The following is a 26,634-nucleotide window of genomic DNA, read 5'->3' as shown; positions in this document are numbered from 1 at the left end:
CGGTCGCGCATCACCTCCTCGGTACTCGGCGTCAGGGCGGGTCCGGCGGATCGGGACCGGGGCTACCGCTTCGCGGAGTGCCAGAACTCGGACAGCTTCCTGCCCTCGTTCGGCGCGAGGCCGGCGGGGTCGTAGGGGCTGCCGAAGTACGTGGTGGTGGCGTCGAGGGTCACGCTGTTCTTGCCGGCGGCGGACGGAAGACCGGTCTTGAGGTTCACCGCCCAGTCCAGGAGCCCGGCACCGCAGCCGCTGGCCCCGGGGACGGCGAACGTGGCGTCACCCTGGTCGGCGCCGTCGAAGGTGTAGCGCCCCATCTCGCCCTCGTCGTCGTTCGGGGTGCCGTCGGCCGAGAACCGCTGCAGCGAGAGGCTCGGCGCCGTCACGTTCTGGGGCTTCAGGAGCACCGGGTTGGAAGTGGTCCCGATGTAGCACTTGTCACCGAGGAACGGATTCTTGAGGTGGATGCGGACCGGGATCGTGAGAATGGGCTCACCGGTGGAGAATGCCGCGCTCATATGGAAGTCGCGTGGCGCTCCGGCCGGTTCGATGGTGGCTGTGATCCGGTTGAGATTGTTGTCCGTCAACTGACGGCAGATTCCCGATACGAGCGGAATTCCGCTGGGACACATCAGTCCGATCAGCCCGCCGGGAACCTCCGCCGGGTCCGCGGTCAGCGCCCCCTCGGGAGGGGCCACCAGGGAGGCGGTGCCGTCGGGGCGCTGGATGACTCCGAGCTGCAGGTCGGTGTTGCCGGTGGAGACCTTCGTCTTGCCCAGCGTGATGGTTCCGGTGGCCGAGCTCGACGCTATGCAGGTCGCGATGGTGTTGAGGCCGTCCGCGGCCAGCATGGGGGCCGCGTCGACCGGGCAGCGGTCGAAGGGCGCCCAGTCGCCGTTGAGCTGGGTGGCGGCGGTGGCCGAGCCGGTGGAGAGCAGAGCGCTGAATGCCGTGAACGCCGCGAGCAGACCTACGCGGGTTCGATTGGAAACGGATCTCATGTCGTCCCCTCTGTCGGCCGCCGTGGCGCGGCCTCGTGCACGAAGTTGAGCGGTTCCGCAATGCGAGCCCGCACCGCGACGACTTCTCGACGGCGTTGGAGCCTCGGGTGGGCCCGGGGGCGGAGTATCGGAGCATCAAATTTCGGGCAGATTTCGTGACCGAATTGATCGAGGCGTGATGTTACTCGCGGGAAACCGGGCGACACAATCCGTCCGTCTAAGATTCTTTGCATCGCGCCCTTTTTGATCCGGAAATGAGCATCGGGACACCGTATCCTTGTCAAGGAATGCGCACCCGGGGGCAGGGAATTGCGCAGCGGCGACCGGAACCCCGCGTGCCGTGCGCACGCGGCCCCATGGGGGCGGGGGCGGCCGGAAGCCCCACCTCCACTCACGCTCGGACGGCGCGCAAATCAGCCACTCGGCCGAAAATGCTCAGCACAGAGCGGCCACCCACCATCATTCGCCGTGGTGAGCCGCCTGCGCGCCCGTTCGTCACGAGAGCCGACCGATACTGCACGCACCACTCGGGAAACATCTCCGGGCAGCGGAACGGCTTTGTTGTCATCGCCGGAGCACGCGGCCGAAATTCATTGTCCGAAAGCGCGTAGTGCCGCCCGACCTGCACGGAAGTCGCGCAGTGCGGCCGGGATGGGTGCCCCCTGCACTTCGATCTTGCGCAAGTGGTGTGCAGTGCCTGTTCGTTGGTCTATCTTCGTCGCGAACTTGGTACGCACCTGTCGGTTCGTGGGAGCGCTTTCCCCCCACCGCCTCACCCCACCACCGGGCGCCGAGAGCAAGGGGACCTGTCATGCCACATCTCATACGGCCGTTGGATAGCGAAGACCCGCTGGGGCCGCTCCCCCAGGAATTCGCGGCGATCATGCGGCCCGAACTGCCCAGTCTCATCAAGGAAATCGGCGTAGAGGTCACCCGGGCCTATCCGCAATACGCCCGACTGCTCGACGGCCCGAACGGGCAGGCCATCCGGGTGGGCGTGGAGCAGAGCCTCGCCTCCTTCGTCGATCTGGTGGCCGAACCCTCCTCCTCCACCACGCTCCGCGACGACATGTGCCGGCGCTTCGGACGGTTCGAGGCGTACGAGGGCCGGAGCATGGACACCCTCCAGGGGGCCTACCGGCTGGGCGCACGGGTGGCCCTGCGGCGGGCGAAGAAGGTCGGGCAGAGCTACCACCTGTCCCCCACCCTGATGCTCAGCTTCGCCGACGCGCTCTTCGCCTACGTCGACGAACTGGAATCGCTTTCCCGGGAGGGATTCCAGGAGGTGCAGTCCCAGTCGGGCGAGCACAGCGAGGCGTTGCGCCGCCGCCTGCTCCACCTCATCCTCGCCGGGCGCCCGGCACCCGGCAGCGCCATCGCCGACCTGTGCGAGCAGGTCGGATGGGCGCTGCCGGAAGAGGTCACGCTGATCGCCGCCCGCGCCCCGGCGGAGCTGGACCGGCTCCGCGCGGACCGCGATCTCCTCGTCGATCTCAGCGCGCCGCAGCCCCATCTGCTCATCCCCGGAGCACTGGACGACGCACGAAGATCCATGCTGGAACAGGCCCTGCCGGCCGGCCGCGCGGCGATCGGGCTGACCGTCCCCACGGCGCTGGCCTGCGAGTCGATCCGCTGGGCCCGCCGGGTCCTGGAGCTCGTCGACTCCGGCGTGATCGACGACGCACCGCTGATCCGCTGCGAGGACCACCTCACCACCCTGTGGCTGCTCTCCGACCCCGCCCTGCTGGACCAGCTCGCCCAGCGGGAACTGGCCGCCGTCGCGGGGATCAGCGCCACCCGCCGTGACCGGCTGGTCGAGACCCTGCGGATCTGGCTCGACACCCGGGGCACCGCGGCCCAGATGGGCGCACTGCTGGATGTCCACCCGCAGACCGTGCGCTACCGCATGCGGAGCCTGGAGACCATCTTCGGTGACCAACTCGTCAATCCCGAGAGCCGCTTCACCACCGAGGCGGTGCTGCGCGCGCTGCGGCTGCGCTCCCGCGCCACGGGCACATCCCCCTGATCCGGATCACGTTTGGCGCGGCGGGTCAACTTACCGGCGCGTAAGGCGAAATAGACGGTCAGTCCCAAACGGTTGCGACACGGAGACGTATCCGACGAGAAACCCGGAACCGCCTCCCGTAAACAGGAGGGCACCTGCCGCCCACCAGGCGACAGGCCCGTGCACCGCCTCCTGGCCAACCATCCGAGAGGGAACGCCCCATGACCGCCTCGCACCTCCTCGTCCCCGTGCCGATCCCGGACCGGGTCGCCGCGCTGATCGGTTCGTGCATTCCGCCGCACATCCTCCAGGCGGAGTTCGACGCCGACTGCGCGGCCCGCGAGGTACGCAGGTTCCGCGGCCCCCGGCTGGGCGTCGAGGACCAGGCCGACCGCGAGCAGGCCCTGTCCGACCTGGCCCGCGCCAACAAGATGCTGGCCGCCCACCACCCCGGACTCGCCGTGCTCCCGGGCTCACTCTTCTGACCGCCTCTCACCCCTCACCACCCACCTGCCCCTCTCACCGCGAACCGACCGCGGACCGACCGCGGACCGGTCCGACCCCGAACCGACCTCGGACCGACCGCGGACCGGCCTTGCGGGGCGCCCCCACTCCCCTTACCTTACTCAAAAGTAAGTTTACTTTGGAGTAAGGATCTGGCGTGGACGGAACCAACAGCGGCAACCTCACCGACGACCTGTCCGGGCTCGACTTCGCGGCGGTCGCACCCGAGGAGTTCGCCCGCATCGTCAAGCGCCTGTCCGCGAAGCAGCTCGCCGAGGTCATGAGGGGCGAGCTGCGCACCCGGATACTCGGCGAGGTCTTCGGCCGGATGAAGCAGCAGTTCCGGCCCGAGGCGGCGGGCGGCCTCACCGCGCTGATCCGCTGGAGGATCACCGGGGAGAGCGACGCCCTCTACGAGACCGCGATAGCCGACGGAGCCTGCCGGGTCACCCCCGGCCGCTCGGACGCCGAACCGCGCACCACGCTGACGATGGGGGACGCGGAGTTCCTCAAGCTCGTCTCCGGCAACGGAAACCCCGTCACCATGTTCATGACGCGCAAGCTCAAGGTCGCCGGTGACGTCGGCCTCGCCTCCGGCCTGACCCGCTACTTCGACATCCCGAAGGCGTGAGCGCATGAGCTTCTTCTCCCTCGCCCTGACCGAGGAGCAGCAGGACCTGCGCAACTGGGTGCACGGCTTCGCCGCCCAGGTGGTACGCCCGGCCGCCGCCGAGTGGGACGCCCGGGAGGAAACCCCCTGGCCCGTGATCCAGGAGGCCGCGCGGATCGGGCTGTACGGATTCGAGTCGCTCGCCGACCTGTACGGGGACCCCACGGGACTCTCCCTCCAGATCGCCAACGAGGAGTTGTTCTGGGGCGACGCGGGCATCGGCATGGCCCTGTTCGGCACCTCGCTCGCGGTCGCCGGAATCTTCGCCTCCGGCACCCCGGACCAGCTGGCCGAGTGGGTGCCGCAGTGCTACGGGGACGAGGACGACCCGAAGGTCGCCGCCTTCTGCGTATCCGAACCGGGGGCCGGCTCCGACGTCTCCGCGATGACGACGAAGGCCCGCTACACCGAGGCCGACGACTCCTGGGTGATCTCCGGTCAGAAGGCGTGGATCACCAACGGCGGCATAGCCGAGGTCCACGTCGTCGTCGCCTCGGTCGATCCCGCGCTCGGCGCCCGCGGACAGGCCGCGTTCATCGTGCCGCCCGGCACGAAGGGCCTGACGGCGGGCCGTACGGTCAAGAAGCTGGGGCTGCGCGCCTCGCACACCGCGGATCTCTTCCTCGACGAGGTGACCGTACCGGGGCACTGTCTGCTGGGCGGGAAGGAGAAGCTGGACGCCCGCCTCGCGCGGGCACGCGAGGGCGACACCGCCAAGAGCCAGGCGGCGATGGCGACTTTCGAGGTCAGCCGCCCGACCGTGGCGGCGCAGGCACTCGGCATCGCCCGGGCGGCCTACGAGTACGCCCTGGAATACGCCGGGGAGCGCGAGGCGTTCGGCAGGCCGATCATCGAGAACCAGTCGATCGCCTTCGCCCTGGCCGACCTCCGCACCGAGATCGAAGCCGTACGTCTGCTGATCTGGCAGGCCGCCTGGATGGCCCGCAACGACCGGACCTTCGACGCGGGCCAGGGCTCCATGGCGAAGCTCCGGGCCGGCGAACTCGCGGTGGCGGCAACGGAGAAGGCGGTCCAGATCCTCGGCGGCGCGGGCTACAGCCGGGAGCATCCGGTGGAGCGGATGTACCGCGACGCGAAGATCTACACCATTTTCGAGGGCACCAGCGAGATCCAGCGCCTCGTCATCGCGCGGGCGATCTCGGGTCGGCACATCCGCTGAGCTGAATCCGCCCTGATCCGGACCTGATCCTGACCTGATCCGGGCGGGATCCGGACCTGAGCCGGGCGGAATCCGCCCAGAATCCGTGTGATCCTCGTCGCGCCGAACGCGTACACCGATGGGGAACGGAGCCGTGGAATTCTTCGTCGGGCCAGGCCGGACGGAGATCGTCACCGAGCGCGTCGGGGCGTGTACGCAACAACGCCGAGGCCGTGCCACACGCCGCCGACGTGCGGCAACAGGGCCCGGATCGTCCGGTCGTGACGATGCGCGGCGATCGGTGACGACGGCGTGGAGAGCGTCGCCACACGGGACGACAGCGCGTCGGCGCCGCCTCGGGGCCGACGACGAACGGTGCCCGTGGTGGGCCCCACATGTTTGCCCGGTGCCTCTCCGGCCTCCCTGCCACTAGCCTCTTCACATGACCTCCACTTCGACCGAGCCGACGCCTGCCCGCCCGTTGGTTGAGCTGAACGCGGAGATCCGCGCTCTGGTCGCCGACGGCGGTGTGGTGTCGCCGGAGGGTCGCCGGGAGTACGAGCGGCTGCTCGTCGAATGGGTGGCGGCCGTACGGAGCGGATCCACGGACGCTGTCTGATCGCGGGTCCGCGCTGCCACCGGAAGCGGTGAGGGCCCGGGCGCAAGAGCATCCGGACGCAGGAGGAAGATCCGGACGCGAGGGCGGGCGCAGGGCTTCGGACGCGGGGGAACCACCCGCTCCGCGGGTCCGGCCGGGCGTCGGCGATAGTGATCGTCCGTCCGCGTCCTGACCCCGGGAGAACCTCATGACCGCCGCGTCACCCGCCGGCGCACGCCGCCCGTCCCTCCTGCTCGTCACCGATCTCGCGTACGAGGCCCGCGGCCGCCGCTACTGCGACGAGGACATCTACCTCGGCTCCCGGCTGCGCGAGTCGTTCGACGTCGCGCTCTGCCACCCCCGGGACGCCGCCGCGCTGCTGGAGGGCTTCGACACGGTACTCATCCGCAACAGCGGACCGGTGCTGCACCACCGGGAGGCCTACGACGCGTACCGCTCCCGGGCCGGGGAGCTGCGGACGCCGGTCTACAACCCGCTGAACGGGCGTGGTGACATGGCGGGCAAGGAGTACCTGGTCGAGATGGACCGGGCCGGCCTGCCGGTCATCCCCACGGTGGACCGGGCGGCGGCGCTGCCGGAGCTGCCCGACGCCCCCGCCTACGTGGTCAAGCCGAAGCTGGGGGCGGACTCGGTCGGGCTGCGTTTCGTCACGGCGGCCGAGGCGGCCACCGAGCTGGAGCGGGCGGCCGAGGGCTCGCTCCTCGTCCAGCCGCGCATCGACTTCCGCCACGAGGTGTCCTTCTACTTCATCGACCAGGACTTCCAGTACGCGCTGTACGCGCCGGACCCGGAACGGCGCTGGGTGCTGGAGCCGTACGCGGCGAGCGCGGCGGACCTGGAGTTCGCCCAGCGCTTCATCGCCTGGAACTCCCTCACCCACGGGATCCAGCGGGTCGACGCCTGCCGCACGGGGGACGGCGCGCTGCTGCTCGTCGAGCTGGAGGACCTCAATCCGTATCTCTCGCTCGACCGGGTCGGCGAGGACGTCCGCGAGGCGTTCGTCGCGCGGCTGAAGACGTCGATCGCCTCACTGCCCCGCTGACCACCCCCGTCCGGCCCGCTCCCGCATGCGGGGGCGTGGGGCCGGTGTGAGGGTGCAGAGGTGACTACTGCCAGCGAGCAAGCTCCCGCCGCGCAGAGTGCCGCCGCGCCGCCGCCCGTCCTCGACCGGCGGCGGCGGAACATCGTCTTCGCGACGATCGTGCTGGGCATGCTGCTCGCGGCCCTGGACCAGACGATCGTGGGCACGGCCCTGCCGACGATCGTCTCGGAGCTGGGCGGGGCCGCGCACATGTCGTGGGTGGTCACCGCCTATCTGCTGGCGGAGACGGTGGCCACCGTCCTGGTCGGCAAGTTCGGCGACCTGTTCGGGCGGAAGCTGGTCTTCCAGGTCTCGGCGATCATCTTCGTCACGGGTTCGTTCCTGTGCGGCCTCGCCTCCGACATGCTGCTGCTGATCATCTGGCGCGGTATGCAGGGCATCGGCGCGGGCGGCCTCATGGTCACGTCGATGGCGCTGATCGCGGACGTCATCCCGCTGCGCGAACGGGGCAAGTACCAGGGCGCGATCGGGGCGGTCTTCGGCATCTCGACGGTGATCGGGCCGCTCCTCGGCGGGCTCTTCACCGACCATCTGACCTGGCGCTGGGCGTTCTACGTCAACGTGCCGATCGCCATCGTGGTGGTGATCGCCGCCGCCCGGAACATTCCGTCGGTGAAGGCCGCCGGCCGGCCGGTCATCGACTACGCCGGGATCGCGCTGGTCACCGTCGGGGCGAGCGCGCTGATCCTGGCGACCAGCTGGGGCGGGAACGAGTACGCCTGGGGCTCACCCATGATCATCGGGCTGGTCGCCGGCGGGCTGATCGCCCTGGCGCTGTTCTGCGTGGTGGAGACACGGGCGAAGGAACCGATGCTGCCGATGCGGCTGTTCCGGAACCCGGTGTTCACGGTCTGCTCGATCCTCAGCTTCATCGTGGGCTTCGCGATGCTCGGCTCGATGATCTTCCTGCCGACCTATCTCCAGTACGTGGACGGGGACTCGGCGACGCTCTCGGGGGTGCGGACGCTGCCGCTGGTCGTCGGTCTGCTGGCCGCCTCGATCTTCAGCGGCAACGTGGTGAGCAAGACGGGCCGCTACCGGGTGTTCCCGATCGTGGGGACGCTGGTCATGGCGGCCGGGTTGTTCCTGCTGTCCCGGATGGGGCCGGGGACCGGCGTCTGGCTGGAGTCGCTGTACATGGTGGTGCTGGGGCTCGGCATCGGTCTGGCCATGCAGGTGCTGACAATCGCCGTGCAGAACACCGTCGAGTACGAGGACCTGGGCACGGCCACGTCGGGCGTGACGTTCTTCCGTACCCTGGGCAGCGCCTTCGGCACGGCGGTGTTCGGCACGATCTACGCCAACGCGCTGAAGCCGAACCTCACCGACGGCATCGCGCGGGCGGTGGCGGCGGGCGGCGACCCGGCGACCCTGGCCCGCGCCTCGCAGAACCCGCAGGCGCTGCACGCGCTGCCCGCCGCCCAGTCGGAACCGCTGGCCCTGGCCTATGCGGACACCCTGCACACCGTGTTCCTGTGGACGGTGCCCGTCGCCCTGATCGGCTTCGTCGTCGCGCTGTTCCTGAAGGAGGTCAAGCTGCGGGACTCGGCCCGGCTCGGGTCGACGGACATGGGCGAGGGCTTCGCCCAGCCGGGCAGCGGGGACTCGGCGAAGGTCCTGGAGTACTCCGTGGCCACGATCCTGCACGGCGCGGGCCCGGACACCGCCCGGCGGATCACCGCCGGGTCCGACACCCGGCTCGACATGGCGGGGGCCTGGGCGGTGATGCAGGTGGACCTCTTCACCAGAATGGTCGGCCATGCGGGCCTCGGGCTGATCGCGGCCCGGCACCGCATCCCGCCGGAGGTGCTGGTGCCCGTCTTCGACCGGATGATCGACGAGGGCTATCTGACGGGCGACGGCCGGATCTTCTCGCACACGGCGGCGGGCCGGCGCGAGGCCGCGGTGATCTCCGACGCCTGGGGCCGCTGGCTCAACGAGCGCCTGGCCGAGGACGGCGCCCGCCCCGACGACCGCCGGCTCCGGGCCACCGTGGACGTGATCGCCAAACGGCTGCTGGCGGAGGACCTGGCCCAGGAGCTGTCCCCGGCGGCCGGTCCCGGGGGGTCGAGGCGGGTGGGGGCCCCGGTCTGAGTCCCGGGCCGCCACCCGGCCCCGGTCCGAGGCCCGGGCCCGCTCCCGGTCGCGGCCGCTGCCGTGCGGGCGGGCTCAGTCGACGAAGACCGCCGTCGTGTAGACCCAGGCGCCCTCGTGCCGGACGAAGCGGCTCTTCTCGTGGAGGGAGTCGGGGCGACCGTCGTCGGTGTAGTGGGCGCGGAAGGTGACCGTTCCGGTGGAGTGGAAGGCGCTGCCCTCGGTGGTGTCCAGGATGTCCAGCCCCGTCCAGCGCATCGCGAGGTCGAAGTCGACGCCGGGCGGCCGGGTCCCGGGGTGCCAGGTGCGCAGCAGGTACGCCGCGTCCCGGACGACGAAGGCCGCGTACCGGGAGCGCATCAGGGCCTCGCAGGTCGGCGCGGCGGCGCTGCCGGAGTGGAAGCGGCCGCAGCACTCCCCGTAGGCGGCCGGCAGGCCGCAGGGGCATGGGGAGGCGGGGGTGATCCGCGCGGCGGCGGGCCCCCGCGGCCGGGAGGTGCGTCGTGACATGGGTCCATTGTGACGCGTGGTGGCGAGCTCGGGGTTTGCGGGTGTTGCGCGTGGCCGCGGGCTCAGGGTTTGCGGGCCACGCCGGCGTAGCCGGGGATCGGCTCGTCGCCCGGGACGTCGATGACCTCTCCGAGCTCCGGATGCCAGTCGGCGGAGAGCGAGACGCCCGGCTCGACCAGTTCGAGACCGTCGAAGAACGCCGTGAGTTCGGCGCGGCTGCGGGGACGCAGCGTCATCCCGCGCGCCTTGTACATGGCCCGTGCCTGCGCGGCGCCCTCCGGGTCGAAGTCGCCGGTGGTGTGCGAGAGCACGAGATAGCTGCCGGAGGGAAGCTGCTCGACCAGCTTGCCGACCAGTTCGGCCGCGCCGTCCTCGTCGTCGATGAAGTGCAGCAGGGCCAGCATCGACAGGGCGATCGGCTCGTCGAAGTCCAGGACCTTGCCGGCCTCCGCCAGGATGGTCTCCGGCCTGCGGGCGTCGGCCTGGATGTACTCGGTGGCGCCCTCGGGCGTGGAGCGGAGCAGCGCCGCCGCGTGGGCGAGCACGATCGGGTCGTTGTCGCAGTAGACGACGCGCGAGTCGGGGGCGGTCCGCTGGGCGATCTGGTGGAGGTTCGGCTCGGTGGGTATGCCGGTGCCGATGTCCAGGAACTGGCGCACCCCGCTCCCGGCGAGCCGGCGGGTGGCCCGGTGCATGAACGCCCGGTTGACCCGTGCCATGTCACGGCCCCGTGCGTCCAGGGCGAGCAGCTGTCGCGCCATCTGTTCGTCGACCGGGTAGTTGTCCTTGCCGCCGAGGAACCAGTCGTACATCCGGGCCGGGTGCGGCTTGCTGGTGTCGATCTCGATGGAGTGGGGTTCTTGCCCGGTCATGGCGCGCTCCGTGGTCGGGTGTCCGTACAGAGAGGAGGGGGTCTCAGGTGAGAAGGAAGTCGGCCTGGCCTGCCTTGGCTCCCTGGATGAACGCGGCGATCTCGCCGTTGGAGTAGATGAGCGCGGGGCCGTCCGGGTCGGCGGACTGGCGTACGGCGACCCGCCCGTCGGCGAGCTTCATGGCCTCGACGCAGTTGCCGCCGTTCCCGCCGCTCCATGGCTTGTACCAGCCTTCGGAGCCGAGGTCACCGGCGGGCATGCCGTTGTATATGTGGTTCATCACAGCTCCTTGCGGAAGTCCCGGAGGATTTCCTTCGTGCGTTGTGCAGTCGCGGCCTGAGCCGCCATGCGGTCCATGACTTCGAGGTAGGAGGCCACCTCGGGTCGGGCGTCGAAGTAGACGGCTCCGGTCAGGTACTCGCTGTAGACCATGTCGGGGAGTTCGGGGACGGCGAAGCGGAAGAGGACGAACGGTCCGTAGGTTCCCGGGTGGTGGCCGGAGGCGAACTCCGCGATCTGAAGCGTGACGTGGGGGAGCTCCGTGGCTTCGAGCAGCTTGTCGATCTGCCCGCGCATCGCCTGCGCGCTGCCGACGGGTCGCCGCAGGACGGTCTCGTCCATGATCGCCCACAGTCGGGGGGCGTCCTCCCTCGCCAGCAGGGACTGGCGCTCCATCCGCAGCGCCACATGGCGCTCGATGTCCTCGGGCCGGGTCTGGCCGACCGCTCCGGTCCGCATCACGGAACGTGCGTAGTCCTCGGTCTGGAGGAGTCCGGGCACGAAATGCGGCTCGTACATGCGCAGCAGGCTCGCCGAGCCCTCCAGGCTGACGTACATGCTGAACCAGTCGGGCAGGACGTCGTGGAAACGCTGCCACCAGCCCGGCTTGTTCGCCTCCTCGGCCAGGTCGACGAAGGCGTCGGCCTCCTGGTCGGCGATGCCGTACGCCTTCAGCAGCAGCTGGACGTAGGGGATCTTCAGCCCGACCTCGGCCGTTTCCATTCTGCGTATCGTCGCCGGGGCGACCCTGAGCACCTTCGCCGCCTGGTCACGGGTCAGACCGACACGCTCGCGCAGATCTTGCAGGCGCTTGCCGAGAACGACCTGGCCCACGGTCGGGGCGGACCGCGGTTCGCTCACTTCAGACCTCCCCATGCGCTGTTTTGCGAGCAGTGTGCCATGCGTGCGCCCCCAACGACACAGTCACTCTGGAAATTTCAGAGTGCCTCTTGCCAAGTGTCATCGTCAGGGGGAGAGTTGACTCCCGAACCAGTTCGCTCAGTCACGCCCGCCCCCGATCACCCGGGGAACGAAGCGTGACGCAGCCCCCACTGTGAGGAATCGGTCGTGGCACCTGGCAGTGCGCTCATCCCCCGGCTCATGGACCTCAGCCCCGGGACGGAGGCGCTCCGATACTGCTTCGCGCTGCCGGCGCACCCCGAGTCGGTGGCCGGTGCGCGCGAGCTGACGCGAGCCCGGACCGACGCCTGGGAGCTGGGCCGTGACACCGGTGACGCGGCTGTCCTCATCGTCTCCGAGCTGGTGACCAACGCCGTCGTGCACACAGCGAGCACCCGGGTGGTGTGTGAGCTGACCCGGTTCGGCAGACGACTGCGGATAGCAGTGCAGGACCAGGGGCACCAGCCCGGCGGTCCACGGCTGCGCCGCTCGTCCGACGACGAGCACGGCCGCGGTCTGCTCCTGGTCGACGCGATGAGCAGCGCCTGGGGTTCGCACGACGCGGGCAACGCCTCGGGACGCATCGTCTGGGCGGAGCTGGCGCCCGACGCCGAGCAGCCGTCCGGCACGGAGCGGCCATGCTGAAGAACGCGCTGGCCAGGCTGCGCTCGGCGCAACGGGCCCGGACGCCCGAGCAGGCCCGTGGCGGCGGCCGGGTGCGGCTGGTCCTGCCGGCCTCGATGTCGGCCACCCTGGGCTGTGACGCGGTCGGGGTGCCCGCCCGGCACGGCTTCCGCCTCATGTCCCATCTGCCGCGCACCGGATGCGTCTTCGCCGACGCGGACCGCTGGTGGTGGATCGTCCCGGCCGGCTCCGACCTGGACCTCGACTGGCCCGAGCAGGCGACGTACGCGCGCGACGCGGTCGTGCCCGGGGGGCGGCCCCGGCTGATCCACTCTCCGGAGGGACTCACTCCGTACACCCCGCCCATTCCGCTCTTCCTGATGGTCTGCCAGGTGACCGGGGTGGCGCCGAGCTGGGCCACGGCCGGCAGGCCGAGCGTCGTGTCAGCGCCGTAGTCTCCCTGGCGACCGGGCGGCGGGTCCCGCGTCGGAGCGAGCCGGGCCCGGTCAGGTCGGGCCCGTATCGTTCCGACGCGGGACCCGCGGGGTCAGCGCCTGTCGAGGTACGCGAGCCCCGGGTGGACCTCGACGTACCGGTCGAGCAGCCGCCCGGCCACTGCCGCGGAGTCGACCAGCGGGTGCAGCGCGAACGCCTGGACGGCCGCCGCGCGGGATCCGCTCTCCGCCGCCTCCAGCACCGCCCGCTCCACCGCTTTCACGGCGGTGACGAGGCCGACCGCGTGGTGCGGGAGGGGGGAAACGGCCACCGGGTGGGCCCCGTTGGCGTCGACGAGGCAGGGCACCTCGACGACGGCGTCCGCGTCCAGGACCGAGAGGGCGCTGCGGTTGCGGACGTTGAGGATCAACGAGGTCCGTTCGTTGCGGGCGACTGCCCGCATCAGGGCGAGCGCGACCTGTTCGTAGCCGCCGGACTCCAGGTCGCTCTCCTCCCGCTCCCCCGCCCCGGCGACGTCGCGGTTCTCCGCCATGTACGTCGCCTCGCGTTCGGCGCGGGTGCGGTCCCAGGTGGCCAGGGCAGGGGTGCCGGGCTCCCGCATGCGGGCGTAGAAGCCCTCCTGCTGTTCCTGGAGGAAGGCGCCGCGGGTCTGTTCGGCCTCCTGGTAGGCGGTGACGGCTTCACGGTTGAAGTAGTAGTAGTGGAGGTATTCGTTGGGGATCGCGCCCAGCGACCGGAGCAGTTCCGCGCCGAAGAGGCGGCCCTCCTCGAAGGATGCGAGCAGCTTCGGGTCGGCGAGCAGCCGGGGCAGTTCGTCCCGCCCGTCCACGTACAGCCCTCGCACCCACCCGAGGTGGTTGAGCCCGGCGTAGTCGATCCAGGCCCGGTCCGGGTCGGCGCCCAGGACGCGGGCGACGCGCCGCCCGAGACCGACCGGCGAGTCGCAGATCCCGATGACCCGGTCCCCCAGGTGCCGGGACATGGCCTCGGTGACGAGGCCCGCCGGGTTGGTGAAGTTGATGACCCAGGCGTGCGGGGCGAGGCGGGCGATGCGCCGGGCGAGGTCGAGGGCGACGGGGACGGTGCGCAGCCCGTACGCGACGCCTCCGGCGCCGACGGTCTCCTGGCCGAGGACGCCTTCGTCGAGAGCCACCCGTTCGTCGGCGGCGCGTCCGGCCAGCCCGCCGACCCGGATGGCGGAGAAGACGAAGTCGGCGCCGCGCAGTGCCTCGTCGAGCTCCGTGGTGGCGACGACGGCGGGGGCGTCCGCGGTGCCCCGCCCCTGTTCCTCCAGGACGCGGGCGACGGCGGTGAGCCGGTCCGCGTCGGTGTCGTACAGCGTGACCCGGGAGACGCGGCCCTCGGCGTGATCGCCGAGGAGGGCCCCGTACACGAGAGGCACCCGGAATCCGCCACCGCCAAGAATTGTCAGTTTCACGCTGCTCGATGGTACGGGCAGGTCCGGGCTCCCCGGTGCTGCCCGCGCCCATGCCCCCCGAGCGCGACGCGGCGGCCCCGGGCCCGTGGGCGTGATCCGGGGCCGCCGCGGCCGGAGACGGGGTCGACGGCGTGTCAGTAGCCGCTCCACCAGCGGACGACGGCCTGCCAGAGCCGGGCGGGGGCGGCCGGCCGGCGCTGCTGCGGGATCGCCGCCACCGGAGCGGGTTCGGGGGAAGGGGCCGGGTCGGGCACGAGGGGTGCGGCCGAGGCGGGAGCGGGTGTGGCTACCGGGGCGGGAGCGGGTGTGGCTCCTGGGGCGTGGGCGGGTGTGGGTCCTGGGGCGTGGGCGGGTGTGGGTCCTGGGGCGTGGGCGGGTGTGGCTCCCGGGGCGTGGGCGGGCTGCGCCACGGCCGCCTCGTGCCGGGGCTCGGGGACCTGCCTGGCCGGGGAGGAGATCTCCCAGGCGTCGGCCGGGCGGGCGGCGCGGGCCATCACCGAGAGCGGGTCGGCGTCCAGCTTCTGCTGGGGGCTGGGGGCGAACTTCACCGGCAGTTCGACCAGGTGGCGGGACATGATGTTGCCGACCCAGCGCAGCTCGCTCTCCCCGACACCGAGTTCCAGGTCCGGCAGGCGCATCAGGAGGGCGTCGACCCCGACGTCGGCGATGGCCCGGCCGATGTCCTGTCCGGGACACTCGTGGGGACCGCCGCTGAAGGCGAGGTGGGCGCGGTTGCCGCTCATGTCTGCGGCCAGGTCCGGGCGGATGGTGGGGTCGGTGTTGGCCGGGGCGATCCCGACGAGCAGGGCGTCGCCCGCCTTGATCTGCTGGCCGCCCAGCTCCGTGTCACCGACCGCCCAGCGGCCGAACACGGCGGTGAACGGCGGCTCGTCCCACAGGGTCTGCTCGACCGCTTCGGGGACGGTCATGTGCCCGCCGCTGAGCCGGGCGCGGAAACGCGGGTCGATGAGGACCATGCGCAGCACGTTGGCGATGAGGTTGGCGGTGGACTCGTAGGCGGCGATCATGACGAGGCGCAGATGCTCGATGACCTCGGTGTCGGTCATCGTCGCGGGGTGCTCGACGAGCCAGGAGGCCAGGTCCGGCGCGGATTCGGCGCGGCGGCGCTCGACCAGGCGCGTCAGCACGGACACGACGTGGGCGTTGCTGGCCACGGCGGTCTCGGTGCCGCGCGTCATGTCCCGGGCCGCCTGGACGAGACGCTCGTCGTACTCCTCCGGCATGCCGAAGATCGCGCACACCACCATCATCGGCAGATGCTCCGCGAACTGGCTGACCAGGTCGGCGGTGCCCTTCTCGCAGAAGTCGTTGACGAGACGGTTACTGAAGCGGTTGATGTGGCGGCGCACCCCGCGGGTGTCGATGCGCTCCATGCTGTCGGTGACCGCGCCGCGCTGCCGTTCGTGTTTGGCGCCGTCGGCGAACACGCAGACGGGCTGCCAGGTGAAGATCGGGGCGAGCGGGTGATCCGGCGCGACGCTGCCGTCCTGGAGGGCCCGCCAGCGCCGCGAGTCCCGGGAGAACTGGGAGGGCGTACGGGTGACGTGGAGGTTCTCGCTGTGGCCGAGCACGAGCCAGGCGGGCACGTCGCCGTGGAGCAGGATCGGGGCGACCGAGCCGTGTTCGGCACGGAGTTTGTCGTAGAGGCCGGCCGGGTCGTTCTCCGCCTCGGGGCCGTAGAGCCGGCGCAGTCCGCCGGGGCCGATGTCGAGGTTGTGGGCCGGGCACTGGGGCGGGGGCACGGCGCCGGGTTCGTGGTGGAAGGGGGTTGTCACAGGGGCTCCAGGGATCAGGATTCCAGGGCTGGTGCGCAAGTGGGCGGGACGGGTCGACGGTTCGCGGCCCGGTCCGGGCCGGACCGGGGGCAGGCGCCGCGGGATGGCGCGCGCCCCCGGTCGTGGATCCGGTCGTGGATCCGGTCGTGGATCCGGTCGTGGATCCGGTCGTGGATCCGGTCGTGGATCCGGTCGTGGATCCGCGGGACCGGGGTTGTCCCGAGGTTGGTGCGGTGTCAGGCGAGGGGGACGGCCAGGCTGTGCAGATAGCGCATGAGGGTCATCAGCACATCGCGGCTGGAGACCCGCAGCCGGGCGTCGCAGTCGATCATCGGGACCTCGTCCGGCAGGTCGAGGGCTCTGCGCAGGGCCTCGACCGGGTGGTGCGGCGCGTCGGGGAAGGTGTTCACGGCCACCACGAAGGGCACTCCGCGCTCCTCCAGCCGGCCGATGACGTCGAAGCTGACTTCGAGCCGTCTCGTGTCGATGAGGACGACCGCGCCGAGGGCGCCCTCGAAGAGGCCGTTCCAGAGGAACCAGAAGCGTTCCTGGCCGGGGGTGCCGAACAGGTAGAGGATCAGTTCCTCGCTGAGGCTGATCCGTCCGAAGTCCATGGCGACCGTGGTGGCGGTCTTCGTCTCCACCCCGGCGTTGTCGTCCACGCCGACGCCGGCCTGGGTCATGGTCTCTTCGGTCGTCAGCGGCCGGATCTCGCTCACCGAACCGACCATGGTCGTCTTGCCGACGCCGAACCCGCCGACGATCACGACCTTCACCGCGGCGGTGGCCGTGGTGGGAAGGACGTCCTCGCTGCGGGGTCCGGTGATCGTGTCAGAGTTTCTGAAGTCCATGCATCACCGCTTCGAGAAGGGACCTGTCGGGGAGCGTGGCACGGACGATCGGCGCACGCGACTGGATGAGATCGGTCGCGAGGAGATCGCTCAGGAGCGAGGTGACCACGCTGAACGGCAGGCTGAGGTAGGCCGAGATCTCGGCGACGGACAACGGCGCCTGGCAGAGCCGCAGAATGGCCGCCTGCTCGGGCTGGAAGGTCGGCGAGGGCTCCGCCTTGGCGACGACCATCGTGACCAGGTCGAGCGCGGACCGTTCACTGTCGTCGAGATCACCGGTGATCACGTACAGCCGTTCCGGATCGTGCAGGTCCGGATCGGCCTTGCGGCGTTCTCGTCGAGGACCACTCATCCGGACTGCCCGCCGTGGCGGGGCGGACTGGTCAGGTGGGCTCCGATCCGCACGACCATGTCCCGCATCCGGGCCCCGACGAGTCCGGCGTCGACGGTCTCGCCGGCCAGGACCGCGAGATAGGCGCCGGCCCCGGCCGCCATCAGGTAGAAGAACCCGCCCGTCACCTCGATGACCACGAGCTTCATGAGGCCGTCGCTGTACGGGATCTCGGTGGCCACGGCGGCGGCCAGGCTCTGGAGTCCCGCGCAGGCCGCCGCGAGCCGGTCGGCGACGTCGGGGTCGCCGCCGTGCATCGCGATGCGCAGACCGTCCGACGAGAGCACCACGATCTGGTGGATGCTCGGAACGTCGTCGGCCAGCTCCTTGAGCATCCAGTCCATGTTTCCCCGCTGCTGGATCACTTCAGGTCTCCCTTGTCCCACGCGTCATCGGTGTCTTCGCCGTGCTTTCGTTCCTGCGGTACGCCGTTGACGGCCTTGGTGAAGGCCTCCAGCCAGAGGCCGGGGGGCTTCTCCTCGCCGCGTCCGCCGTCCGCGCCCTCGTCCGCGCCGGGGTGGAACCCGTTGGCGGGAGCGGGGGCCGGTGGGGGCTGCTGCGGGAGGTTGTGCGAGCCGAGCGGGGCGCGGCCCCGGCTGCGGCGCTGCGGCAGCCCGTTCTCGGTCCACTCGGTGACCACGGGAAGGTCGTCCTCCATGGCTGCCGCGGGAGGGGCCTGGTGCGACGTGGCCGCGGGGGCTCCGGTGGAGACCGGTGCGGTCACGGACGGCACGGGGCCGGTGGCGGCGGGCTTGGACTTGCGCTTGCCGGGCGGCGGCACCACGTGCTGGAGCTGCGACATGTCCAGGGAGCTGGTGGGCCGCGAGGTGGCGCCGATGCCGTGGGCGATGCCCGGGGCGGGTCCGGTGGTGATCATGTCGCGCGGCACGATGAGGACGGCGCGGACGCCGCCGTAAGCCGACTGACGCAGCGACACCTGGAGCTGGTACATCCGGGAGAGCCGGCCGACGACGGCCATGCCGAGGCGCGGGGACTCCCCGAGGTCGTTCATGTTGATGCCGGCCTGCGCCTGGGCGAGCATGTTCTCGGCGCGGGCGCGGGCCTCCTCGCTGAGGCTGACGCCGCCGTCCTCGATCTCGATGGCGATGCCGGTCTGCACCTCGACCGCGGTGACGTGCACCCGGGTCTGGGGCGGCGAGTAGCGGGTCGCGTTGTCGAGGAGTTCGGCGCAGGCGTGGATGAGCGGTTCGACCGAGGTGCCGACGATGGCGACCTTGGCGATCGAGTGCAGCTCGACGCGCTGGTACTCCAGGATGCGGGACATCGCTCCGCGCAACACGCTGAACAGCGGTACGGGCTTGGGCCACTGTCGGCTCGGGCGGGCGCCGCCGAGCACGGCGATGGAGTCGGCGAGGCGGCCGATCAGCGCGGTGCCGTGGTCGATGCGCAGCAGGTCGTCGAAGACCTCGGGGTTGCGCCCGTAGTGGTTCTCCATCTCCCGCAGTTCGCTGGCCTGGCGGTTCACGATCGCCTGGACGCGACGGGCGACGCTGACGAAGGCGCGTTGAGCGGAGTCACGCCGCGCCTCCTCGTTGTCGATGACTTCGAGGACCTGGTAGACCTGCTCGCGCAGCGCCTTGGGCAGATGCCGGTTGGCCGCGTCCGCGTCGACGATGTCGCGCATCACTTCTTCGGGCGAATTGCCCACGCGCAGCCGCCGGATGGCGGCGGGCATGACTTCCTTGGTGAGCCGTACCGTCTCGGCGTCGTGCGAGAGGATGCGGTGTTCCAGGTAGGCGATGCGCTGTTCGTACTCCGCGCGCTGGACGCGCATGGCGCGTCGGCGGCGGTGCAGCGCCACGGTGAGTACGGCGACCACGAGCGTGGCGATCGCACCGCACACGGCGACTGGTATCCGCGCGGCCGGTGCGACCACGGCCGAGCCGGCGGCGGTGGCGCCGAGGAGCAGGGCCACGGGCAGCAGGACTACGCGGACGACGGGAACTTCTCTGTCGGTCGGCGGTGATTCAGCACGGACCATCTAAAACCCTCTGGCGGTTGATTCCGGGATGTATGCGCACGTGAGCGGAGACTCAGGAACAAGTGCTCGAATTCATCTCAACTCGACTTCACTGCGCGTGAGCTTAGCCAGATCAGAACAGTGCTTCGGCATATTCACCCAACCCCCTGCGGAAGCTCTCCGAGAGGAATACACTCGCCAGTTTCTGCACGCTGCGCTTCGAGACGTGCGCGGTGAGTGACGATGGCCGAAATCGCCTCCCTGAGGAGGCCCCCGGGCCCGGTGAGTCCGGGCATTCACCGCCGATTAAGGGCCTTTTCTAGGGCAAATCACCCTTGCATGGGCGACTTTCGTAGGGCAGAACAGGACAACGACACAAGTGATCGAACCAGATCGAAAGGCGCAGATTCCTGACCGACGAGCGAGTGACGCGCGAAAGCGCCGCGCTGACGCGGTTGCCAAGACCCTGGGCCGAGCCGCCGGGTCAGCGCCGGGCCCCGCCGAGGCGCCCCTCCAACTGGACGAGCAACTCGCCCAGCCTGGAGCCGAGTTCGTCGCGTGCGTCGCCGTCCAGACCGGCGAGTACCGCGCGTTCGTAGGCGAGCTGTTCGGGCAGGATCCGGTCGACCAGGGCCCGGCCCTCGTCGGTGAGCCGGACATGGGCGACCCTCCGGTCGCGGGCGTCGCCACGGCGCTCGACCAGGGCGCGGTCCTGGAGGGCGCGCAGCCGCTTGGTGACCGCGGCTCCGGAGGAGAAGGTCTCACGGGCCAGCTCGCCGGGGGTGAGCTCCCGGCCCGTCCTGCGCACGGCGCCGAGGAGGTCGAATTCGGCGCGGGTCAGTCCGGCGGAACGCACGGGGGCGTCCTCCGCCTGCTGGAGCAGGGCCGCGCAGCGGTTGATCCGGCCGATGATCTCCATCGGTCCGGTGTCGAGCCCGGGGTTGACGGCCTGCCACTGCCGGACCACCGAGGCAACGATGTCGTCGGTCACTCCGCTCCGATCGAAGGGGCGTGGGCCGCGGGAGGCGTATCGCCCCCGGGCCCCCGCCGTATGGCTGTCGCGGCGAGCGTACGGTGTCCGGCCCGCTCGGCCGCGAGAAGGCGCTGCTCGGGCAGGGCGCGCTGCCACCATTCGCCCGCGGCGGTGTCGCCGGCCTCGCGCAGTTCGACGAGGCTCGCGGTGAGCGTCCGGCGCGCCCGGTCCCGCGTCGCGGGCGCCGCCCCGGGGTCGACTCCGGTCCGTTCGGCGTCGGCACGGGCCCGGTCAAGGGCGTCGAGCGCCCGCTCGACGCGCCCCGCCGCCCGTCGGTTGGTGACCAGCGTCGCGGCCAGAAAGCCGACGACCGCTCCGAGGACGGTGTCCAGGACCCGGTCGCCGATGAGCTCCCCGGCCGGATGGGCGCCGCCGAACTCCAGGACCAGCAGGGCCATCGGGGTCACCGCGACGGAGCCGAGCCAGTAGTTGCGGGTGATGAGGGCCTCGGCGGCGAAGCCGAAGAAGAGGCAGCAGCAGACGAGGGCGAGCGGGCTGATCCGGGACACGGGCAGGGCGGCGGCGAAGACGAGCACGCCCAGGAGGTTGCCGAGGATGCGCTGGAGGGCCCTGTTCCACGACAGGGTGATGTTGGCCTGGTAGAGGGAGGCGGCGGTGACGATCGCCCAGTAGGGGCGTCCGACGCCGAGCGCGGCGCAGAGGTATCCGGCGAGCGCGCAGCCCGCCAGCGTGCGGACGGCGACCGGCAGCAGCGGCGATCCCGGGCCGAGGCGGCGGAGCAGGGCGCGCCGGGCCGCGCGCCGCCCCTCGGGGGCCCGCCGGGCGGCGCGCTCCGCGTCGATCCCGTACAGCTCGTCGGCGGTGCCGGGGGCCGGCGGCGGCGTGGGCACGGGGCCCCGGGCCCGGGTCAGCGCGGCCCAGGCGCGCAGCCGGTCCGGATCCACGGCTCCACCCCCGGGGCGCGGGGCCGCGAAGGCCGCCTCGGCGTGCACCACCAGGCGTTCCAGCGACCGGCGTACGGGGGTGGGGCGGCCGGAGGCGAGCAGACACTGCCAGGCGGCGTGCACGGCGGCCGCCGCCGCGTTGCGGGTACGGGGGCCGGGGTCGGCGGCGCACACGGCCGCGGCCTCCAGGGCGCGGGCGACGGCCCGGCGTTCGGGGCCCTCGCGACGGACCAGGGCGGGGGCGACGGCGACCAGCCAGGCGAACGCGCCCGCGCCGAGGGTCAGGGCGAGGTGACCGGGGATCTGCTCCGGGCGCTGCGGGGCGAAGAGGGCGGCGGAGCTGACGAAGGTGAAGATCACATGGCCGGGCGGTCCGATCCGGGTGGCGTCGCACAGCACTTTCTGGGCGGCGGCGAGCAACGCCCCGACCGCGATGAGCACGGCGGTCGATCCGGTGAGCGACGCGGTGACCAGGGAGACGGCGAGCGAGGCCGCCATGCCGAGCACCACGCCCGCGACGGCCCCGGCCCGCCGGGCGTACGGCAGGCCGTGACCGTAGAGCGCGCAGAGCGAACCGGCCATCGTGTACATCACGAGGTCCAGCCGGCCGATGGCAAGCAGCGTCAGCTGGGGTGCGGCGGAGGCGACGACCACGCTGAGGGCGGGCTTGAACCAGGTGTCCGACGGCCGCGAGAGCCGGAGGGCCGGCGGGAGGGCCCGGGCGGCGGGCCGCCCCGAACGGATAGGTGTATCAGTCACTCATATACGTTAGCAGGTATTACACTCGTAAATCACCTGGACCTCATGGGGCTCTGTTCGAGCGACGGCGACTCGGGCACACTGTCCCGCGGACAGCGCGACCCATATTCTTTGAATCTTCATGCACCCACTACGATGACGGGCGATGACCAGGGTGAGCACGCGGACGGACCGGCAGCGGTACCGCTCTCGCACGCCCCTCGCTCTGGGCTGGGTGTTCTTCCTCCTGGCCATGCTCTTCTGCTGCTCGGTCGCCACCTCGTCGGCCGGCGCCCCGGTGGCGGCGGGCCCGGCCGGGGCGAGTGCTGTCCGCGCTTTCACCCCGACGCCCGACGCCGCCTTCGAACCGGTCGTCCTGGCCTCCCCGGCGGACCGCGGGCTCGGGACGTCGTGCCACGGGGGCTCCACGCACACGGCGGCCGTCGTGCTTCCGGCGTCGTCCGCTCCCGCCGCCGTCCCCTCGCCCGTGACCTTCGTCCCCGCCACCCCGCTCACCGGCGCGGCGGCCATCCGGGGTCCCGCGCACGACGGTGTGCGTTCCGTCGATCAACTACGCCTTCAGGTCCAGCGGATCTAGAGGCCGGGTCCGCTCTCCCGCCGCGCCCCGGCGCCGGTTCACCGGGAGCGGTTTTCCGCATGCCCGCACCGCACCTTCCCCTTCATGCATCGCCCTGTATGCATCGGTTGAACGACGAGGACTCCCCATGGCTTCCGCCAAGAACCCGAACAACCCGGCCTCAGCGCGTCGCGCCAAGCTCGAGGAGGCGCGCCGCAAGGAACGCGCCCGCGAGCGGCGGGTCCGCGCCATCACCATCAGCGCGTCGGTGGCCGTGGTCGCCGCGCTGGTCGCCGGAGGCGGCTATCTGATGTCGCAGGCGAACGAGAAGGAGGAGAAGGAGAACCAGGCCAAGACCTCGCCGGTCACCGGCGAGCGCAGCTGGGACAAGCTGACGCAGGAGCACGTGACGACCAAGGTCGACTACCCGATGAACCCGCCCGTCGGCGGCGACCACAACCAGGTCTGGATGAACTGCAACGCCGACGTCTACACCGACGAGATACCGAAGGAGAACGCCGTGCACTCGCTGGAGCACGGCGCGGTCTGGGTCACGTACAACGACAAGGCCTCCGACGCCGACGTCGAGGCGCTCACCAAGAAGGTCAAGTCGACTCCGTACTCCCTGATGAGTCCGGTCAAGGACCAGAAGGACCCGCTGATGCTCAGCGCGTGGGGCAAGCAGGTGACGGTCAAGAGCGCCACGGACGACCGGGTCGCGCAGTTCTTCACCAAGTACGTGCAGGGCCCGCAGACCCCTGAGCCGGGGGCCGCCTGCACCGGCGGGCTGGACAAGTGACCGCCCTGACGCCTTCCGGCTCCACGCGCCGGATGGTCCTCGCGGGGGCCGCCGTGCTGCTCCTGGCGCTCGGGCTGGTGGCGCTGATGGTCGTACGCCCCTCCGCGGCCTCCCCGTCCGGGGCGTCCTCGGCGGCGCGGTCCGCTCCGGCGGAGGACTCCGTGGACGCGGGCTTCGCCCGGGACATGTCGATCCACCACCAGCAGGCGGTCGAGATGTCGTTCATCGTGCGGGACCGCACCGACGACGAGGACGTGCGGCGTCTCGCGTACGACATCATCAACACCCAGGCCAACCAGCGCGGCATGATGCTGGGCTGGCTGGAGCTGTGGGGGCTGCCGAAGAGCGCGTCCGGACCGCCGATGGAGTGGATGGGGCACACCCTCACGCCGACCGACGACGGTTCGCTGATGCCGGGCATGGCCACCGACGCGGAGCTGGCGGCCCTCACGACCGCGAAGGGTGAGAAGGCCGAGGTGCTGTTCCTGCGCCTGATGACCGTGCACCACCGCGCCGGTGCGGACATGGCGCGGGCGGCTGCCGGTGCGGCGAGGACGGACGCCATCCGGGATCTGGCGGCGGGCATGGTCCGCGGCCAGCAGTCGGAGATCGGCCTGATGGCGACCATGCTGAAGGACCGGGGCGCCAAGCCCTGAGCCGATCGGAGGGGGCGGTTCGGGCCGGACGGCCGGGACCGCCCCCCTTCCGTGACGCCTCCTCCTCCGCTTCCGCGATACCGCCCGTCCCCGCACCCCCGCCGGGCGCCCCGCATCGCATAGGCTCGGCGACGATATGAAGAGCATCCTCACTCCGCTGGGGCCCAAGGCCGACAAGGACACCGTGCGACGGCACAATCTGAGCCTGGTACTCCGCGCCGTACGGGACGAGGGTGAGCGGGGCGAGGCGACCCGGGCCGGAGTGGCCGCCCGGGTCGGGCTGACCCGGGCCGCGGTGTCCTCGCTCGTCGAGCAGCTGATGGACAGCGGGTTCCTCACCGAGTCGGGCAAGACGTTCAGCGGGCAGGCAGGCCGCCCCGGCACCGCGCTCAAGGTGGCCAGGACCGGACCGGCCGGGCTCGGCGTGGAGATCAACATCGATTACGTCTCGGTGTGCGTGGTCGACCTGGCGGGCACCGGCCGGGTCCGGCAGACCGAGCACCTCGACAGCCGGGGCGCGCCCGCCGAGGAGGCTCTGGCCCGGGCGGCCCGGATCGCGGCGCGGACCCTGGAGTCGGCGTACGAGCAGGAGTTGCGCCCGGTGGGCGCGGCACTGGCGCTGCCGGGTCTCGTCTCCGGCGGGTCGGTGCGGCAGGCCCCGAACCTCGGCTGGAACGAGGTCCCGGCGCAGGAGCTGTTCGCCGAGGCGCTGGCGGCCCTGCGCCCCGGCCACCCGGTGCTGCCGGTCGCCTCGGAGAACGAGGCCAATCTGGCGGCGCTGGCCGAGCTGTGGTTCGGCGGCCTGGGGGATGTTCGGAGCTTCCTCTATCTGACCGGGGAGATCGGGGTCGGCGGCGCCCTCGTCCTGGGCGGCGAACTGGCGCGCGGTGCGCACGGTTTCGCCGGGGAGATCGGGCATGTCGTGGTGGATCCGGCGGGGCCGGAGTGCCGGTGCGGTTCGCGGGGGTGCCTGGAGCAGTACGCCGGTCAGGCGGCGCTGCTGCGGGCGGCCGGGATCGAGGGCCTCGGCGGCGCCTCCGGGGTGCTGGAGCTGGAGCGGCGCGCGGGCGCCGGGGACCCGCGGGCGGTGGCCGCGCTCGGTGAGGCGGGCCGGATGCTGGGCCGGGTGCTGTCGGGCGCGGTGAACCTGATCGACCCGGACGCGGTGGTGCTCGGCGGGATCTACCGGGGACTGATGCCGTGGCTGGCGCCGCCCGCCGACGAGGAGCTGACCGGCCGGGTGGTGTCGGGGCTCTGGTCCCGGGGCAGCGGCCGGCTCCGGGCGTCGTCGGTGGCGGGCGACGCGGCGCGGGGCGCGGCGGCGCTCGTGGTGCGGGACGTGCTGGACGATCCGGTGGCGTACGCGGAGCCGTCCGGCGGCTGAGCCGGCGCCGGACGGCTCCGGCCCAGCCGGTGGGACGGGCCCGACGTCAGCGCACGGCGAGCAGGTGGTCCATGGCGAGCTGGTCCAGTGCCTCGAAGGCCATGCCACGTTCCGCGGCGGCGTCCACGTCGAAGTCCTCGTACGCGCTGCGGTCGGCGAGCAGGCCCGCCAGTCCCTCGCCGACGGTGGGGCGCGCCAGTTCGTCCAGGCGGGACGCGCGCAGGGCCGCCCGCACCTCGGGGTCGGCGCGGAAGGCGGCGGCCCGCTCCTTGAGGATGAGGTAGTTGCGCATGCAGCCCGCGGCGGAGGCCCAGACACCGTCGTAGTCCTCGGTGCGCGGGGGCTTGAAGTCGAAGTGGCGGGGGCCTTCGTAGCCGCTCTCCAGCAGGTCGACGAGCCAGAACGCCTGGCGCAGATCGCCCGCGCCGAAGCGCAGGTCCTGGTCGTACTTGATGCCGGACTGCCCGTTGAGGTCGATATGGAAGAGCTTGTCCGCCCACATGGCCTGGGCGATGCCGTGCGGGAAGTTGAGCCCGGCCATCTGCTCGTGCCCGGTCTCCGGGTTGACGCCGACCAGCTCGGGGCGCTCCAGGCGCTCGATGAAGGCCAGGGCGTGGCCGATGGTGGGCAGCAGGATGTCGCCGCGCGGCTCGTTCGGCTTGGGCTCGATGGCGAAGCGCAGGTCGTAGCCCTGCTCGACGACGTACTCGCCCAGCAGGTCGAAGGCCTCCTTCATCCGGTGGAGGGCGAGGCGTACGTCCTTCGCCCCGCCGGATTCGGCCCCCTCGCGGCCGCCCCACGCCACGAAGGTGGTCGCGCCCAGCTCGACGGCGAGGTCGATGTTGCGCAGGGTCTTGCGGAGCGCGTAGCGGCGTACGCCACGGTCGTTGGCCGTGAATCCGCCGTCCTTGAAGACGGGGTGGGTGAAGAGGTTCGTCGTCACCATGGGCACGACGAGCCCGCTGTCGTCGACCGCCGTACGGAAGCGCTTGACGATCCTTTCGCGCTCGGTCTCCGGCGCCCCGAAGGGGATCAGGTCGTCGTCGTGGAAGGTCACCCCCCAGGCGCCCAGCTCCGCGAGCCGCCGAACCGACTCCACGGGGTCGATGGCCGCACGGGTCGCGTCGCCGAAGGGGTCCCGGCCCTGCCAGCCCACGGTCCACAGGCCGAAGCTGAACTTGTCCTCGGGGGTGGGGGTGAAGCGTTCCGTCATCGTCGTCCGTCCGCCTTCGCCTGCCGTCGGGACGCCCGGCCGTCGGCCCGGCATCCCTATTTGTTCAGTGTCATGACTAA

General features: G+C 71.4%; 27 protein-coding genes. 13 read left to right on the top strand and 14 right to left on the bottom strand.

Translation table 11 applies throughout. The features are described 5' to 3' along the window. Nucleotides 1–62: 62 nt before the first annotated feature. Nucleotides 63–998, bottom strand: coding sequence for a hypothetical protein (locus ACH4KB_RS24445; RefSeq protein WP_398068026.1), 936 nt, complete (start codon nt 996–998; stop codon nt 63–65). 811 nt (nt 999–1,809) lie between these two features. Between ACH4KB_RS24445 and ACH4KB_RS24440 the strand changes: the two genes are divergently transcribed. From ACH4KB_RS24440 to ACH4KB_RS24410, 7 genes are all read left to right on the top strand, one after another. Beyond that, entirely contained in the window at nt 1,810–3,024 is a 1,215-nt protein-coding gene (locus tag ACH4KB_RS24440; protein ID WP_398068025.1) for a helix-turn-helix domain-containing protein, read from the top strand. 200 nt (nt 3,025–3,224) lie between these two features. After that, on the top strand, nt 3,225–3,488 hold the full coding sequence (locus ACH4KB_RS24435; RefSeq protein ID WP_398068024.1) for a hypothetical protein: 264 nt from the start codon (nt 3,225–3,227) through the stop codon (nt 3,486–3,488). A gap of 176 nt (nt 3,489–3,664) precedes the next feature. Continuing rightward, nucleotides 3,665–4,138, top strand: a complete 474-nt coding sequence (locus tag ACH4KB_RS24430) for an SCP2 sterol-binding domain-containing protein (RefSeq protein WP_398068023.1) — start codon at nt 3,665–3,667, stop codon at nt 4,136–4,138. 4 nt (nt 4,139–4,142) lie between these two features. Next, on the top strand, nt 4,143–5,357 hold the full coding sequence (locus ACH4KB_RS24425; protein WP_398068022.1) for an acyl-CoA dehydrogenase family protein: 1,215 nt from the start codon (nt 4,143–4,145) through the stop codon (nt 5,355–5,357). Between the two features lie 421 nt (nt 5,358–5,778). Next, a complete protein-coding gene (locus ACH4KB_RS24420; RefSeq protein WP_398068021.1) occupies nt 5,779–5,955 on the top strand; it encodes a hypothetical protein in 177 nt (58 codons plus the stop codon). Between the two features lie 187 nt (nt 5,956–6,142). Further along, a complete protein-coding gene (locus ACH4KB_RS24415; RefSeq protein ID WP_398068020.1) occupies nt 6,143–6,997 on the top strand; it encodes a hypothetical protein in 855 nt (284 codons plus the stop codon). A 60-nt stretch (nt 6,998–7,057) separates the two neighbouring features. After that, the gene (locus ACH4KB_RS24410) at nt 7,058–9,151 is read left to right on the top strand and encodes an MDR family MFS transporter (RefSeq protein WP_398068019.1); all 2,094 of its coding nucleotides are present in this window, start codon (nt 7,058–7,060) and stop codon (nt 9,149–9,151) included. A gap of 75 nt (nt 9,152–9,226) precedes the next feature. Here the strand turns inward: ACH4KB_RS24410 and ACH4KB_RS24405 are convergent, their stop codons facing one another. The 4 genes from ACH4KB_RS24405 to ACH4KB_RS24390 all read right to left on the bottom strand — a co-directional run bounded on the left by ACH4KB_RS24405 (nt 9,227) and on the right by ACH4KB_RS24390 (nt 11,673). Then, on the bottom strand, nt 9,227–9,661 hold the full coding sequence (locus tag ACH4KB_RS24405; protein ID WP_398068018.1) for a YchJ family protein: 435 nt from the start codon (nt 9,659–9,661) through the stop codon (nt 9,227–9,229). A 62-nt stretch (nt 9,662–9,723) separates the two neighbouring features. Next, the gene (locus ACH4KB_RS24400; protein ID WP_398068017.1) at nt 9,724–10,533 is read right to left on the bottom strand and encodes an SAM-dependent methyltransferase; all 810 of its coding nucleotides are present in this window, start codon (nt 10,531–10,533) and stop codon (nt 9,724–9,726) included. A gap of 43 nt (nt 10,534–10,576) precedes the next feature. Further along, a complete protein-coding gene (locus tag ACH4KB_RS24395; protein ID WP_018955330.1) occupies nt 10,577–10,813 on the bottom strand; it encodes a DUF397 domain-containing protein in 237 nt (78 codons plus the stop codon). Next, entirely contained in the window at nt 10,813–11,673 is an 861-nt protein-coding gene (locus tag ACH4KB_RS24390) for a helix-turn-helix domain-containing protein (RefSeq protein ID WP_398068016.1), read from the bottom strand. The genes ACH4KB_RS24395 and ACH4KB_RS24390 overlap by 1 nt, the downstream gene beginning before the upstream one ends. A gap of 207 nt (nt 11,674–11,880) precedes the next feature. Between ACH4KB_RS24390 and ACH4KB_RS24385 the strand changes: the two genes are divergently transcribed. Beyond that, complete coding sequence (locus ACH4KB_RS24385; RefSeq protein ID WP_398068015.1) at nt 11,881–12,357, top strand: ATP-binding protein; 477 nt, start codon at nt 11,881–11,883, stop codon at nt 12,355–12,357. Continuing rightward, nucleotides 12,351–12,791, top strand: a complete 441-nt coding sequence (locus ACH4KB_RS24380) for a hypothetical protein (protein ID WP_398068014.1) — start codon at nt 12,351–12,353, stop codon at nt 12,789–12,791. Before ACH4KB_RS24385 ends, ACH4KB_RS24380 begins: the two co-directional genes overlap by 7 nt. A 92-nt stretch (nt 12,792–12,883) precedes the next feature. Here the strand turns inward: ACH4KB_RS24380 and ACH4KB_RS24375 are convergent, their stop codons facing one another. From ACH4KB_RS24375 to ACH4KB_RS24340, 8 genes are all read right to left on the bottom strand, one after another. Further along, entirely contained in the window at nt 12,884–14,230 is a 1,347-nt protein-coding gene (locus ACH4KB_RS24375; RefSeq protein ID WP_398068013.1) for a 6-phospho-beta-glucosidase, read from the bottom strand. A gap of 134 nt (nt 14,231–14,364) precedes the next feature. Continuing rightward, a complete protein-coding gene (locus ACH4KB_RS24370; RefSeq protein WP_398068012.1) occupies nt 14,365–16,026 on the bottom strand; it encodes a cytochrome P450 in 1,662 nt (553 codons plus the stop codon). 236 nt (nt 16,027–16,262) lie between these two features. Then, entirely contained in the window at nt 16,263–16,877 is a 615-nt protein-coding gene (locus ACH4KB_RS24365) for a GTP-binding protein (protein ID WP_398068011.1), read from the bottom strand. Continuing rightward, nucleotides 16,858–17,229, bottom strand: a complete 372-nt coding sequence (locus ACH4KB_RS24360) for a DUF742 domain-containing protein (RefSeq protein ID WP_026290056.1) — start codon at nt 17,227–17,229, stop codon at nt 16,858–16,860. The genes ACH4KB_RS24365 and ACH4KB_RS24360 overlap by 20 nt, the downstream gene beginning before the upstream one ends. Next, nucleotides 17,226–17,633, bottom strand: a complete 408-nt coding sequence (locus ACH4KB_RS24355; protein WP_007454741.1) for a roadblock/LC7 domain-containing protein — start codon at nt 17,631–17,633, stop codon at nt 17,226–17,228. Before ACH4KB_RS24355 ends, ACH4KB_RS24360 begins: the two co-directional genes overlap by 4 nt. Beyond that, complete coding sequence (locus ACH4KB_RS24350; protein WP_398068010.1) at nt 17,630–19,270, bottom strand: sensor histidine kinase; 1,641 nt, start codon at nt 19,268–19,270, stop codon at nt 17,630–17,632. The genes ACH4KB_RS24355 and ACH4KB_RS24350 overlap by 4 nt, the downstream gene beginning before the upstream one ends. Nucleotides 19,271–19,733: 463 nt before the next feature. Beyond that, on the bottom strand, nt 19,734–20,240 hold the full coding sequence (locus tag ACH4KB_RS24345) for a MarR family winged helix-turn-helix transcriptional regulator (RefSeq protein ID WP_398068009.1): 507 nt from the start codon (nt 20,238–20,240) through the stop codon (nt 19,734–19,736). Next, a complete protein-coding gene (locus ACH4KB_RS24340) occupies nt 20,237–21,946 on the bottom strand; it encodes an FUSC family protein (protein ID WP_398068008.1) in 1,710 nt (569 codons plus the stop codon). Before ACH4KB_RS24340 ends, ACH4KB_RS24345 begins: the two co-directional genes overlap by 4 nt. 145 nt (nt 21,947–22,091) lie before the next feature. Here ACH4KB_RS24340 and ACH4KB_RS24335 point away from each other — a divergent pair, with 145 nt between their 5' ends. From ACH4KB_RS24335 to ACH4KB_RS24320, 4 genes are all read left to right on the top strand, one after another. Next, nucleotides 22,092–22,523, top strand: coding sequence for a hypothetical protein (locus tag ACH4KB_RS24335; protein ID WP_398068007.1), 432 nt, complete (start codon nt 22,092–22,094; stop codon nt 22,521–22,523). Nucleotides 22,524–22,650: 127 nt separating this feature from the next. Continuing rightward, complete coding sequence (locus ACH4KB_RS24330; RefSeq protein WP_398068006.1) at nt 22,651–23,301, top strand: DUF3105 domain-containing protein; 651 nt, start codon at nt 22,651–22,653, stop codon at nt 23,299–23,301. Beyond that, nucleotides 23,298–23,957, top strand: a complete 660-nt coding sequence (locus ACH4KB_RS24325) for a DUF305 domain-containing protein (RefSeq protein WP_398068005.1) — start codon at nt 23,298–23,300, stop codon at nt 23,955–23,957. The genes ACH4KB_RS24330 and ACH4KB_RS24325 overlap by 4 nt, the downstream gene beginning before the upstream one ends. 136 nt (nt 23,958–24,093) lie before the next feature. Then, nucleotides 24,094–25,341: an ROK family protein gene (locus ACH4KB_RS24320; protein ID WP_398068004.1), complete on the top strand. Its 1,248-nt coding sequence runs from the start codon at nt 24,094–24,096 to the stop codon at nt 25,339–25,341. A 46-nt stretch (nt 25,342–25,387) separates the two neighbouring features. Here ACH4KB_RS24320 and xylA read toward each other — a convergent pair whose 3' ends face one another. Then, nucleotides 25,388–26,554 (bottom strand): xylose isomerase, encoded by a 1,167-nt coding sequence (xylA, locus tag ACH4KB_RS24315; RefSeq protein ID WP_398068003.1) that lies wholly within the window; start codon nt 26,552–26,554, stop codon nt 25,388–25,390. Between the last annotated feature and the right edge of the window lie 80 nt (nt 26,555–26,634).

The organism is Streptomyces sp. NPDC017520, from assembly GCF_044329855.1.
In the GTDB taxonomy this organism is placed as follows: domain Bacteria; phylum Actinomycetota; class Actinomycetes; order Streptomycetales; family Streptomycetaceae; genus Streptomyces.
Note: the sequence above shows the minus strand (reverse complement) of the source record. Positions and strands in the feature narration are given on the sequence as shown.